The organism is Mycobacterium montefiorense, from assembly GCF_003112775.1.
Taxonomy (GTDB): Bacteria; Actinomycetota; Actinomycetes; order Mycobacteriales; family Mycobacteriaceae; genus Mycobacterium; species Mycobacterium montefiorense.
Genome location: NZ_BFCH01000018.1, coordinates 762,529 through 775,709, shown reverse-complemented (window position 1 = coordinate 775,709; position 13,181 = coordinate 762,529). Strand labels below are relative to the sequence as shown.

Sequence of the window (13,181 nt, the reverse complement as noted above, 5' to 3'; positions counted from 1 at the left end):
GGCAGGCGCGGTGCCAGGGGGTTGGGGCGGTAGCTGGCCGGTAAAAATCTCGCCGCCGATAAGTTGCCCGGGTCCCCGCGATGCGACCAACGTCGCCGCGCCTGCTGGCCAGCGATTACTGGCCGGCAAGCCGCTCGACAGGGCGAAGACAGTGCCGCCGCTCAAGTGCTGTGCAGACGATCGGGGGTGGTTAGCCGGCGAAGGGGGGGCGGGCCATGACGGTGGGTTTGAAGCCGTAGCGGGGACCCGAGGCGCCGAAGCCCTGGGAGCCGCCCATGCCGGCCAGTGGCATACCGCCGAGCAGGTTGCCCGAGCCGGCGGCTTCGGGGACCGCGCTGATGGCGCTGACGGGCACGGCTGCGGCGTGGCTGATCGCCGGTGCCGCACCGGACCAGACGGCCGGCACCGAGAGCCGGCCGACCGAGGCGGCGTTGCCCAGACCGGCTGCCACCGACGCCGCGTGGGCGCCGCCGCCCAGCATTCCGCCCAAACCGGCCAGACCCTTCGGCGCAGCAGAAGCCGCACTGGCCACCGCACCCCCGAGTTGCCCGGTACTTTTGGCGATCTGCACACCGCTGTTACCCATACCCACGCTGAAGTACGGCAGACCCTCGACGTTGTAGGCGAAGCCGGCGAACGGACTCAGACCGTTGACGAATGTCGCGAAGCTGCTGGGCAAAACGGTCTGCCCAGTCAACAGGAACCACAGCTCGGTGAACGGGTCGGTGGCAGACGTGGCGGTAGCCGCCGCAGGGGTAGCCGCGGCCGCCAGCGTCTTGGGCGTCTGCTCGATCGCACTCGCCGTCGTGTTGCCGGCGTTGCCCGCCGCAGTCCCCGACGCCGACGAGACCGCGGCGTCCTGCTTGGCCTGAGCGTCCTGGGTAGACACCTCCGGTGCCGACTGGAACGGGGTCAGCTTGGTCGCGGTCGAGGACTGGGCCGCGTAGTTGTACAACGTGCTCGCATCCTGGGCCCACATCTGCCCGTATTGCGACTCCAGCTGGGCGATCACGTTGGTGTTCTGGCCCAAGACGTTGGTTTGCAACGCTTGGGTCAACAGGGCCCGATTTTGCGCGATCAGCGGTGGGGGCACCACTGAGGCGAACGCGGACTCAAACGCCGCCGCCGCCGAGGCCAGCTGCTGGGCGGTCTGCTCGGCCTGAGCCGCGGTGGTCTTCATCCACGTCACATACGGTGTGAGCGCCTGGACCGCCGCGGCCGAGGCAGGCCCCAGCCACTCCTCGCTGGACAACTGAGTGATCACGTTGTCGTAGCCCAACGCGGCCGAATTCAGTTCCGCGCCAAGGTGTCGCCATGCCGAGGCCGCTGTCGTCAATGACGTCGAGCCGGCGCCCGCGTATAGACGTGCCGAGTTAACCTCTGGCGGCAACGCCCCAAAATCAACCAACGACATGCCGTGGCCTCCTTAATGCTGGAAGAACAGAATAATCCTGGAATGAGCTCGCACGGTCCCGTCGGTGGACCAGGCATTCATATCGCGGTTCATCCGGCGGATGGTGGTCGGACGAGCACGTTTCGTTTGAAGCCGTACTTGTGGGTGAAGCCTGCGGCGCCGCGTCGTCCTGCGCCGGTCATTGGCATGCCTTGCAGGACGCCGTTGTTGGCGGGTCCGGTGCCGGATTGGGCGAGGTAGTTGACGGTGGTGGCTTGTAGGGCCTGTTCCTCGAGTGCGGGTGCGGCGCTGCTCCAGGTTGACGGGACGGACAGTCCGCCGACCTTGATTGACGAGGCGGCGTGGGCTGCTATGGCGCCGCCGGGGTGGCCGCCGCCCAGTGCTGCCAGGCCGGCGAACTGTGGTGTCGGGAACCACGCACCTTGGGCGCCGGCGGTGCTACCGATACCGAACGTCGTCTGCTGCTGGATCGAGTAGCCGAAGCTTCCCTGCCCCACCCCGAAGTAAGGGAAGCCGGCCATGTTCTTGAAGAACGTGAAGAAGCCGGGGTTGAGCCCCATCGGGTTGGTCGGAGTCGGGATGGTCAACCACCCGACCCACCACGGCGGCGGATCTGCGGCAGCGGGATCGGCGGCCGCGGCCGCGGCGACTTGCTGCAGCGCTTGCGGCGCAGCCGAACTGGAGGCCAGCTGCGTTGTCCCTGACGTCACGGCCTGCGCGGAATTGGACGCGGGCTGCGACGCCGCTTGGGTCACTGCGGCGGCCTGGTCGGCGGTGCCGTCCGGGGTGGTGGTGTTGGGTGGTGACTCGAACGGGTCCACGTCGGTGGCTACCGCCGAGGACGCGGCGTAGCCGATCATGGCGACGGTATCCTCGGCCCACATGTCCATGTATTGGGCCTCGGTGACCGCGATCGCCGCGGAGTTCTGCCCGAAGAAGTTGGTAAAGATCAGGTTCATCAACAGCACGCGGTTGGCTGCGATCTCTGGCGGGGGCACCGTCATCATGAACGCCGCCTCGAAAGCGGCCGCTGCCGCCCGCGCCTGGCTGGCGGTCTCCTCGGTCTGAGCGGCCGCCGCCCAGAGCCAGCCCACGTACGGCACGACCGCGGCAAGCATCTTCTGTGATGCGGGCCCGATCCATGGTGCACCGGTGAGCTCGGAAATCACTGAGCTGTAGCCACTCGCCGCCGTGGCCAATTCCGTCGACAGCCCGTCCCAGCCCGCGGCCGCGGCCATCATCGGCCCCGATCCCGGACCCGCGTACATGCGTCCGGAATTGATTTCGGGCGGTAGCGCTCCGAAGTCAAACACCGTGTCCTCCTCAATTGGCCGGGATTGCGGTGGCAATCTCGGCTATCGCGTAAGAACCTTTACAAACCATTGGTGGCCGCCGCAGCAGCGATTGCTACCCGCGGACCGCTGACTCCTGGGAGCCGAACGTCCGTCGGTCAGCAAACCCAGTAAGTAGGCAATCCAGGAGGATCCGGTGCACCCGTTCGCCATCCCCGGTCTGGTGCTCTACCACCATATTTCCCGGTATCTGGTCAGGAACGACATGCCCATCCTGCCTCGATTACCCCCGCTGTCAGCAACCGAGCGACAGCTCACTTGGGCTGAACTGCCGCTCGTGGAAGACATTAATGGTTTATACCGGCGCCGCCGACCAGCAATGCCAATTATTCACACCAGGCCAACCATTGTTCATTCCCGGCTAACTCGTGTTCATTTACGGCGGCCGATTGTTCACCTTTGATTTGCTTACCGGTGTTTCGGTTCTGTCGCCGTCGGCGCTGTTAGTCCTCTTCGAGGACGAGCGCCATCTCCGGACAGGAGGCCACACCGTCGCGAGTCGACTCCGCATCCTCGGGTGGCACTTCGTGTTCTTCGAGGATCGAATACCCCGACTCGTCGATCGGGAACAGCTCTGGATCGACGGCGTAGCACTGGGCATGGCCCACGCATTTCGACTTCTCGAGACGAACCCTCACAAGGTTCCCTCCCCCGGCGCCTTCGCGGAATCGCGCCGGATCGGACGTGACAATCGATGGGTAAATCGGTCGGCCGCTAAATTCTAGAAGATCAGCCAACGATCGCGGGCGGTCAGTTCGACGGTCCACCAGCCGGATTGGAGCGTGTGCGAAACACATGCGATATTGGTGTGCCTGAAAAAATCGGTGACAGCACAGTTCCAAGCGGGCCTGGCTGAGTCGGGGACTAGGAACGAAATGTCAGACGACAAGCGGAGATAGAGCGCATGAGCATCTCTGGCGAATACAAGCCAGGCGACTTCTACCTACCGCGGCTGGAATATTCGACCATGCCGATGGGCGCCGACCGCGGCGTTGGATGGAAGGTGCTTCGAGACGCCGGCCCGGTCGTGTTCATGAACGGCGCGTACTACCTGACACGTCGCGAGGACGTGCTGGCCGCGCTGCGCAATACCGAGGTTTTCTCGTCGCGACTGGCGCTGCAGCCCCCCGGCTACCCACTGCCGGTGGTACCACTGGCGTTCGACCCGCCGGAGCACACCCGCTACCGCAAGATACTGCAGCCATACTTCAGCCCGCACGCGCTGAGCAGGTCCCGGCCGGTGCTTGAACACCATGCCGCCCAGATGATCGCTGAGCTTGCCGCTCACGGTGAGTGCGACGCGGTAGCGGATTTCGCCAACTTGTACCCGTTTCAGGTGTTCCTAGACCTTTATGGTCTGCCGCTAGAGGACCGTGACCGGCTGATCGACTGGAAGAACGCACTGAACGCGGAAGGCCCTCATTTCGACCAGTCCGACATCGAGAAGGCGCAGGCGCTGTACGAATACCTCAACGCCGCAATCCAAGAGCGTCGGGAATGCCCTGGCGATGACATGTTGTCGAAAGTGATGACTGGCGAGGGCGACTTTTCCGATCTCGAGTTGCTGGGCATGAGTCACCTGTTAATCCTGGCTGGGTTGGACACCGTGACCGCGGCGATCGGGTTCTCCCTCTTCGAATTGGCGCGTAGGCCGCAACTGCGCGCAATGCTTCGCGACAACCCCAGGCAGGCCAGGGTTTTCATCGAAGAGATCGTCCGACTAGAACCGTCAGCGCCGGTGGCGCCCCGGGTGACCACCAAGTACGTCGAAATCGGTGGCATGACGTTGCCCCCAGGCACTGCGGTGCGGTTGTGCATGGCGGCGATCAATCGCGATGGCACCGATTCAGTGTCGACCGACGAATTGGTGATGGACGGAAAGGTGCACCGGCACTGGGGATTCGGCGGCGGCCCGCACCGGTGCCTGGGTTCTCATCTGGCGCGGATAGAGCTGACTGTGATCGTCATGGAATGGCTCAAGCAGATCCCCGACTTCGACGTGCCGCCGGACTACAAGCCCGAAATCCTCTTTCCGTCAAAAACATTCGCACTCAGGGCATTGCCGCTGAGTTGGGATTAGCCGCGGCCGACCCGCGGAACTCCCAACCCAGCAGCTGCCGTCTTACTTGCTGACTTCGGTCGCCGCCACCTGGACGAACACGCCGGTGTCCTCGGCCATCAGCAGGCCTCGACCGCGGGGCAGTGGGCCGCCCTTCATCTTGCCCCGGATGAAGCCCTCGTCGGGATCGGCGTCCATCACCAGCAATGGCGTGTTCGCCTGGTGCAATGCCCGCAGGATTGGGTCGCTGCCCGACGACGACCAACCACCGAACGTGCGGGTGACCAGCACGTGCAACCCGACGTCCGCGGCCCGGGTCACCCAGGGGGCGATCTGGTGCAGCGGCGAATCGAACCCGGGTGGCAGCTGCTGGACGTCGTCGACGATCAGGAAGATCTCCGGACCGCTCCACCACGACCGCGACAGCAACTCCTGTGCGGAAAGCCCGGGCGGGGGCTGACGACCTGCCAGAACCGCTGCCAGCTCACCTACCAGCGCCTGCACGCCGTCGAGGTTGTAGGCGAACTTCTCCACGTACTCGGTGCCCAGGACGGTCAGCAGCTGACGGCGCGGGTCGACCAGCCAGACCTGCGCCGAGGGCTGCCCCGCCGGCGGCGGCGGTGCGGTGCTGGATCCTGGCGCATACAGCCGGCCGATTTCGGACATGATCGTGGCAAGCGTCGTGGTACGCCCACATTCGCGTCGGCCCGTCACCATCAAGTGCGCATTCTCATTGAAGTTAAGGTAGACCGGCGCCAGGTCCAATTCCGAAATGGCCCAAGTGATTCCGCCTACGCCAACACCTTGGCGGTGGTCTCGGGCAGCCAGTTCCCGGACCTGCTCCACGCCGAACCGTGCCGGCAGGCGACGCACCGGAGGTGCCTGGCCGCTCGCGAGCCGGCTGACCGCCGCGACCACACTGTCGGACTCGAAGATCTTTTCCGGAGTGTTGGCCAGTGCCGGCCGGCCCACCAGCGTGTGCAGGCCTGCCTGTGGGTCGCTGTCGAGTCGGACGTAGTTGACAGCAACCATGCCGCGCCCCGGCTTGACCGGAACGTCCTTGGCGAACCGGGACCGCACCAGCTTGGCGTCTTCCACCGCGGCGAGGCGCAATTCGATCCGGGAGCCGAACCCGCTACGCACCGGCGGTCGCAGCTCCGATTCGCGATCGGCAGTGACCACCACGTGCACACCGAACGAGGGGCCCTGGTTGATGATCTGATTCACCTGCTCGATCAGCACCTCGTTCTCCTCGGCCAGTGCCCGGTAGTTGTCGATCACCAGGTAGACATCACCGAAGCCGTCGTTGGGCACCGGTCCCGGCTCGCCGCCGAACTTGCGGCGCCGGAACACGTCCATCGAGGCGATTGAGTGTTCGAGGAAGCTGCGCTTGCGGTCGCGCACCAGCGCCAGCAGTTCGGCAACCGTCCGGCGGACACCGTAGGGATCCGTCGGCCCGGCCACCTCGCCCACGTGCGGAAGACGCGCGATCGTGGTCAACGCGGTACCGCTGTAAGCCAGGCAGTAGAACTGGATCTGCTCGGGCGTGTGGGTCAGCGCGGCCGAGCAGATCAGCGTCTGCAGTGCCGTGGTCTTGCCCGCACCGCCCGCGCCCAGAATCAGGACGTTGGCGCCCGGACCGGAGGTGTCAACCGTCCACGGTGGCTGGTCGTGCTTGAACGGCCGGTCGATAATCCCGATCGGGAACACCAGATCCCGTGCGGTGCCGTAGTCCTGGTTCCACGGACGGGCGAGGAACCGGTTGACCAAATCGTCGATGGCGACCGGTTGTGTCAGCGGCGGTTGCCACAAGCGGTAGGGCTCGAAATCGATCTTGCGCAGCTGATTGATGATCTCGGTGCCGACTTTCGGCGTCCTGATGCCTTCGTCGTCCTCGGCCTCGGCACCCTCCGGCTCGAGCAAGTCGCCATTGCCGAGGAAGGGCGGCGGCTCGATGTCCGGCCCTCCGACACTGACCTCGAGCGGGGTGAACGAGTTGGTAAACAGCTGCGGGCGAATGTAGTCGATGCTGTGCACGAGTACCGGCGCATTGTCACCGTCGATGGTGATCCCGCGGGAGTAGTAGTCGCGCCAGAGAAACTCGGCCTGGAATCGGACGATGTCCTCGAGGCTCCTACGGAAATAACCCAGACCGGCTTGGGCCGGTAAGTTTACGGCGTTGGGCACACCTGCGGCCTGCGCCGCCCCCGCGGTACGCGCCTTCAGCACCAAGCGGTAACCCATGTTCTCCATGAGCTTTTCGGCGCGGCTTTCGATGGTCTGCGAGGCCATCATCAGGTGGATCCAGTAGGCACGGCCCTGCCGGCCGATCGAGTCGAGGACGTCGACCGCGGTCGGCATGATGCGGAACCATTCGTAGAACTCGTCGATGACCACCACGAGCATCGGCAGCGGCGGCATGTCCTGGCCGCGGGCGCGCATCCGCAAGCGCACGGAGTTGTATTCCTTGGCGTCGTCGACGCCGGCGTTGTCACACACCGCCTTGCGGCGAGCGATTTCGCCCCACAGCGCGTCCAGGAAGCGCTCCATCAGCGCCTGGTCTTCCTCGAGGTCGGTGATGATCCGCGAGACGTGCGGGACCCCGTTGAACGGCTTGACCGCTGACCCACCCTTGAGGTCGGCCAGGACGAACTGCAGTTCCTCGGGTGGGTGAGCGAGCATCAGCGACTCGATCACGGTGCGCACCAGCGTCGACTTACCGGAACCCGTGGTACCGGACATGACTCCGTGCGGGCCGTCGCCGCCTTCGTCCAGCGACTTCATGTCCAAGAACAGCAGCTCGCCGTTGTCGGAGCGATTGCCGAACGGCACCCGCAATCTCGAGCGGCCCATCGTGTCGGTGCGGGCAGCCCACAGCGCGTCGAAGTCGATCTCGGCAGGATCGTCAACTCCGTAGTAGGCCAAGATGTCTCGGGCACCGATGTGGGCGACGCGCTGGCCGATTTCCTCGTACGCCTCGGCGAGGCGCCAGTGCGCCAGCTTCTGCCCGAATTGCTCGGCCTCGGCGGCGCTGATCTGGTCGGTGAGAGCGAAGAACCACGGCTTGTCGTCGATCACCATCCAGGTGTCGCGGTCACGAGGCAGTGCCTCGATCACGCCCTTGTCGTCGAACCGCAACGTCCGCTCGGGGACCGAGGTCCACATCGAAGAACCGGTCAGGTCGAAGAACGTCACGCCGTCGACACCTTCGGCGCTGATCACGTACTCCCATTGTGGGTCAACGACATCGGCGATGATCACGGTGTGCGGCGTCGGCGTCTGTGCCGACGAACTGGCGTGGCGAGGTGTGAACGACCCACGGCCGGCGAACAATTCGGCTTGCTCGGCGGCGAACTCACGCACCGAGCTGTAGACCATCCGGGCGTTGCCCGCCGCGTCGTGGCGCCGGGAGTCACCGAAGTGCGGCAGCCACTTCACCCAGTCCCATTCGTCCAAGTCCGAACTGACCACCACCATCTGGACGTGGTCGGGGCCGTGAGAGAACGCCAGCTGACAGACAATCGCCCGCATCAATGCCAGCACCTGTGGGCGCTCGCCGATCAGCGCATACCAGGGTTCCACGAGCAGGGAAACCATCTTGGGCAGGTTGTAGACGACGCTCTGATAGCGACCGAATTCCTGAAGCGCCTTACCGGTGACCGGCTCCAGCTCGATGTCGGTGGGCATGTTCTGGGGCTCACCCCAGGTCACTTCGGGACGTGTCATACCGACACCGACGCGGACGACACCGAAGTTGAGGTCTTTACCGTCGGGTTTGCGCTCCCACATCCGCGGCGATCCCACCGCAGCGCTCAGGGTGTCGGGAGCCGGGTGGAACCACCGGTAGTTGGCGTCCATGCTGTCGGCCGACTCGTGGGCGGTCTCGCGCAGCATGTCCAGCATCAGCATGAACTGGGCGCGCATCGAGTCGAGTTTCGGGCGGCTCATCTGCTGCTGGCCACCGAACCGGCCGCCGAACATCATCATCGCGACACCACCGATCATGAAGATCGGGAAGATGGCGCCGGCGCCGCCGAACACGTGCGAGCCGCTGGCAAAGGTCATGGCGATCATGCCGATCAGCAGACCGACCACCAGAACCCCCACCACGACCATCCACCAGGGCTTGCCCTCCGGTGGCGGAATGCTCAGCGGTGTTGGTAGAACGATGTTTTCCGGCTTGATTACCGGAGGCTTCTCCGGAGTCGGCCGGGCGAATCCACGTTTCACTTCGGTACCACCAACTCTGCAGGGGACATATCCATCGGGAGGGTGTCGTGCTCCACCAGCGCATCAGCCCGCGACAGCGTCGGGCCCTGCGGAAGGAGTCGAAGCGCCACCCACGGCGCAAGGCTCGGTGTGGTCTGCAGACCCAGCGCCTCGCGCACGTCGCGGGTGTCATCCACTCCGAAGCGGGCGCCCGCATCCGTTACCCACCATAGCGATTCCGTCGTCTTGGCACCGGGATCGTTGCCGGTGACGGCGACGAAGTTGGCGAAGCTAGGACCGAAGTAGACCTGGTCGGCGGTACGGCCTGTGGTGTCCGACTTCACCAGCGATACAACCTTTTTCGTCTCGGCCTGCGCCACCGGGATGGTTGGCCCGGAGACCACCTGGATCCGGGCCCGGTTTTCGCCGCTAGTCTTCTCCCACCACCAGCAGGTCGCCGGGTTCTCCCGAAGGTCCATGACATTCAACGGGTTGTCGGGATACGACGACAGATCGAGCTTGTTGACCACCGGCATCTTGGCCAGCGCGGACGGCTCGACGGTCATCGGCTTGCTGTTGTTCGCGCCGCCGGCGTTCTGCATGATCTGCGCGACCAGGGGCGGCAGGGTCTGCACACCGTCGGCCAGCACCAGTGAATACTGTTGTGGCCCACTGATTTGTGGGGTGATGAGGATCGTCCCCACCGGGCCGGGGGCGCCGGGGAAGGTCGCCGGGCTGCCTGCGTTCTGCACCTCTGGGACCGTCAGTTCGGGCCCGACCGGCAACGCGTCAAACAAAGCGCGGCTCATCGGCTTTGCCATGCTGATCTGTTCCGGTGTCAGACCGAGTGGCAACAACACGGAGCGGTTCGCCGCGTCGATCCGCGACCGGCGCCCGTCCCGGATGACCCAGGTATCCCCGCTGTAGCTCAAGACGACGGCGTCCGAGCCGTTCAATACTCGCCGGCGGCCGCTGAGATCGGGTGTCCCGTCGATCACCGTGACGGTCACGCCGGACGGCGAGCCGACCCCGGTCGAACCGGCGACCGTGTCGCAGATCAGCCACGACGACGAGGTCGGCGTCTTCGCTCCGAAGTTCGACGGCGCCCCGGGAATACCCACCATCGGACCACGCGGCACGTTGGCGATTTGACTGGACCGAACGAGGTGCGGGTTGTCCGGGCGCCCCGTGATCAACCGGGCCGATGCCAGGTTCAGCGCCGGGTACAGCCTGTCGCCCACGCGGACGTATAGCGCGCCGGAGTCACGGTCGGCGATGATCGCCGAATCACCCACCTGGCCGGCCGGGCTGATAAATGAGTACAGCAGCGCACCCAGGCAGATCACCACGGCCGCGGACACGGACGCCACAATGGCCAAAGTCTGGCGGCGCCCCGGCTCGACCTCCATGCGGACCCGCCAGCGGGTCAGCGCCATCGAGGTTCGGCGAGCAAGGAATTGATAACCCGTCACCTGCGTGCGCGTCGATAGCCCGAGGCCGTACCCCGAGCCGCGCTGCCCGCGACTCTCTTCCGCCACTAATTCACCATCCGGTCTGCTAGAACGTCTGGACACCGTCCAGCACGCGAATCACTCGATAACCGTAAGCCACCCACAATGACCTCGTCACGCCGCGCAATGTGGCGTTTACCGCCATGCCTTGCTGCGTCCACCCGTGCAGCCGACCGCAAAGCGGCGGCCGGGACAGGCTCAGCGGTAGCAACCACCACTGAGCTGGCAGTTTCCAAGTTCCCCACTGGATCCCCCGGCCGGATAATTCGTGTCTCCAAAGGGATCGTAGCGACGGACGGCCAGCACGTCCTGTCAACCAGTGCTGCTCTCGGCGACTTAGCTGACCTGCTACGTCATCGACCGCCAGCAAAAGCCGCGGCGGTCAGATCCCGGGCCGCATCGTGCCGGACGGCTTTTGGCAGCAAGATGGGCGGCATGACTGAGCTCGCGCCGTCGTTGGTCGAACTTGCCGGCAGGTTCGGCATTGCCACTTGGTACGAGGACTGGACGCGCCGCCAGGTGCAGGTATCGGAGAGCACGCTGGTGGCTGTGCTCGCGGCTCTCGGCATCGCGGCCGGCACCGAGCAAGACCGAAACGAAGCGCTGACCAATCAATTGCGCACATATTGGGCACGTCGATTGCCGGCGACCATCGTCGCGCGCACTGGCACGCCGACGCGGTTCTGGGTGCACGTGACCCACGGTGATCCCGCCGAAGTGTTGTTGCGGCTCGAGGACGGCACGGTGCACGGCGGCGTGCAACAAGTCGACAACTTCACGTCCCCGTTCAATCTGGACGGGCGATGGGTCGGCGAGGCCAGCTTTGTCTTGCCGGCTGACCTGCCGTTGGGTTATCACCGCCTGCATCTGCGCTCTGGGGGCACCGAAACCAGCGCCGCGCTCATTGTGACGCCCGACTGGCTCGGACTGCCGGAGCAACTAGGCGCGCGCCGGGCGTGGGGCCTGGCCGCTCAGCTGTACAGCGTGCGATCCGAGCAGTCGTGGGGTGTCGGCGACCTCACCGATCTGACCGACCTAGCGGTGTGGTCCGCCTCCCGGCACGGCGCCGACTACCTACTCGTCAATCCACTGCACGCGGCCACACCGACGATTCCGATGGAACCGTCGCCGTATCTTCCGACGTCGCGGCGTTTCTTCAACCCGCTTTATCTTCGCGTTGAGTCCATTCCCGAGTACGCCGACCTGACCAAACGTGGCCGGCTGCGCCGGTTGCGGGACGACGTCCAGCAGCACGCCGGCCAGATCGACGCCATCGACCGCGACAGCGCCTGGACAGCCAAGCGGGAGGCGCTGAAGCTGGTTTACCGGGCCCCGCGTTCGGCCGGCCGAGAGCTGGCCTACGCGGCATTTCGTGAGCGCGAAGGTAGCGCGCTCGACGCCTTCGCCGTCTGGTGCGCGCTGGCCGAGAAATACGGTGGCGACTGGCATTCCTGGCCTGGCTTCTTGCAGCACCCCTCCGCTATCGGAGTGGCGCGATTTGCCGAAAAGCATGCGGATGCGGTCGATTTCCACCGTTGGCTGCAATGGCAGCTCGATGAGCAACTCGCCGCGGCGCAGTCACAGGCGCTACGGGCCGGCATGTCGCTGGGCATCATGCATGACCTGGCGGTCGGCGTGCATCCAAACGGTGCCGATGCCTGGGCGCTGCAGGATGTGCTGGCACTGGGCGTCACCGCGGGCGCGCCACCCGACGAGTTCAATCAACTCGGCCAGGACTGGTCGCAGCCACCCTGGCGGCCGGACCGGCTGGACGAGCAGGAGTATCAGCCATTCCGTGCACTGATCCGGGCGGTGCTGCGGAATGCCGGCGGTGTTCGCATCGACCACATCATCGGGTTGTTTCGGCTGTGGTGGATCCCCGAGAGCGCACTGCCCACCGAAGGCACCTACGTGCGTTACGACCACGAGGCGATGATCGGGATCGTTGCGCTGGAGGCACACCGCGCCGGTGCGCTGATCGTCGGTGAGGACCTCGGCACGGTCGAACCGTGGGTCCGCGACTATCTGCTCCTAAGGGGGCTGTTGGGCACCTCGATTCTGTGGTTCGAACTGGACCGGGACGGCAGTGGCGGTCCGCTGCCCGCCGAGCGCTGGCGCGAGTACTGCCTGTCGTCGGTCACCACCCACGATCTGCCGCCGACCGCCGGTTACCTGGCCGGTGAGCACGTCCGGTTGCGCGAGTCGCTGGGATTGCTGACCCGGCCCGCCTCCGAAGAGCTCGAATCCGACCGAGCCGAGTTGGCGGCCTGGATGGCCGAGCTTCGCCGGGTGGGGCTGCTCGGCGGCAGCGACGACGACCCCGAACAGGTCGTCCTTGCCCTGTACCGCTACCTAGGCCGAACGCCGTCCCGATTGTTGGGAGTGGCGCTGACCGACGCGGTCGGCGACCGGCGAACCCAGAATCAACCCGGTACCACCGACGAATATCCGAACTGGCGGGTCCCGTTGACCGGCCCCGACGGCCGGCCGGTCATGCTCGAAGACGTGTTCACCGATCGTCGGGCCGCCGCGCTCGCCGACGCGGTACGTACCGCACTCGCGCCGCCAACCATCTAGCCGATCGCCTGTTAGCTTCAGGTGCCATGAAGTTATCCACCCCTGCCCCGGTCCCCGGC

7 protein-coding genes are annotated in these 13,181 nt (G+C 65.4%); 2 read left to right on the top strand and 5 right to left on the bottom strand.

Annotated features, from left to right (window positions below):
• Window positions 1–190: 190 nt before the first annotated feature.
• The 3 genes from DB708_RS16045 to DB708_RS16035 all read right to left on the bottom strand — a co-directional run bounded on the left by DB708_RS16045 (window position 191) and on the right by DB708_RS16035 (window position 3,404).
• Window positions 191–1,414 (bottom strand): PPE family protein, encoded by a 1,224-nt coding sequence (locus tag DB708_RS16045; RefSeq protein WP_108923379.1) that lies wholly within the window; start codon window positions 1,412–1,414, stop codon window positions 191–193.
• An 89-nt stretch (window positions 1,415–1,503) separates the two neighbouring features.
• Window positions 1,504–2,727, bottom strand: coding sequence for a PPE family protein (locus DB708_RS16040; RefSeq protein WP_108923377.1), 1,224 nt, complete (start codon window positions 2,725–2,727; stop codon window positions 1,504–1,506).
• A gap of 482 nt (window positions 2,728–3,209) precedes the next feature.
• On the bottom strand, window positions 3,210–3,404 hold the full coding sequence (locus DB708_RS16035) for a ferredoxin (RefSeq protein WP_108923370.1): 195 nt from the start codon (window positions 3,402–3,404) through the stop codon (window positions 3,210–3,212).
• 266 nt (window positions 3,405–3,670) lie between these two features.
• Here DB708_RS16035 and DB708_RS16030 point away from each other — a divergent pair, with 266 nt between their 5' ends.
• Window positions 3,671–4,846, top strand: coding sequence for a cytochrome P450 (locus tag DB708_RS16030; protein ID WP_108923368.1), 1,176 nt, complete (start codon window positions 3,671–3,673; stop codon window positions 4,844–4,846).
• A 42-nt stretch (window positions 4,847–4,888) separates the two neighbouring features.
• On the opposite strand, the gene eccCa is transcribed toward DB708_RS16030, so the two are convergent.
• Both eccCa and eccB read right to left on the bottom strand, forming a co-directional pair.
• Window positions 4,889–9,055, bottom strand: a complete 4,167-nt coding sequence (gene eccCa, locus DB708_RS16025) for a type VII secretion protein EccCa (protein WP_108923366.1) — start codon at window positions 9,053–9,055, stop codon at window positions 4,889–4,891.
• Window positions 9,052–10,572, bottom strand: coding sequence for a type VII secretion protein EccB (gene eccB, locus DB708_RS16020; RefSeq protein ID WP_108923364.1), 1,521 nt, complete (start codon window positions 10,570–10,572; stop codon window positions 9,052–9,054). The genes eccCa and eccB overlap by 4 nt, the downstream gene beginning before the upstream one ends.
• A gap of 408 nt (window positions 10,573–10,980) precedes the next feature.
• Here eccB and malQ point away from each other — a divergent pair, with 408 nt between their 5' ends.
• Window positions 10,981–13,122, top strand: coding sequence for a 4-alpha-glucanotransferase (malQ, locus tag DB708_RS16015; protein ID WP_108924339.1), 2,142 nt, complete (start codon window positions 10,981–10,983; stop codon window positions 13,120–13,122).
• The last annotated feature ends 59 nt before the right edge of the window (window positions 13,123–13,181 follow it).

Bases quoted from the DNA above. Each gene is read 5' to 3' on its own strand.
- DB708_RS16045 (WP_108923379.1), bottom strand. From the start codon at position 1,414: ATGTCGTTGGTTGATTTTGGGGCGTTGCCGCCAGAGGTTAACTCGGCA.
- DB708_RS16030 (WP_108923368.1), top strand. From the start codon at position 3,671: ATGAGCATCTCTGGCGAATACAAGCCAGGCGACTTCTACCTACCGCGG.
- malQ (WP_108924339.1), top strand. From the start codon at position 10,981: ATGACTGAGCTCGCGCCGTCGTTGGTCGAACTTGCCGGCAGGTTCGGC.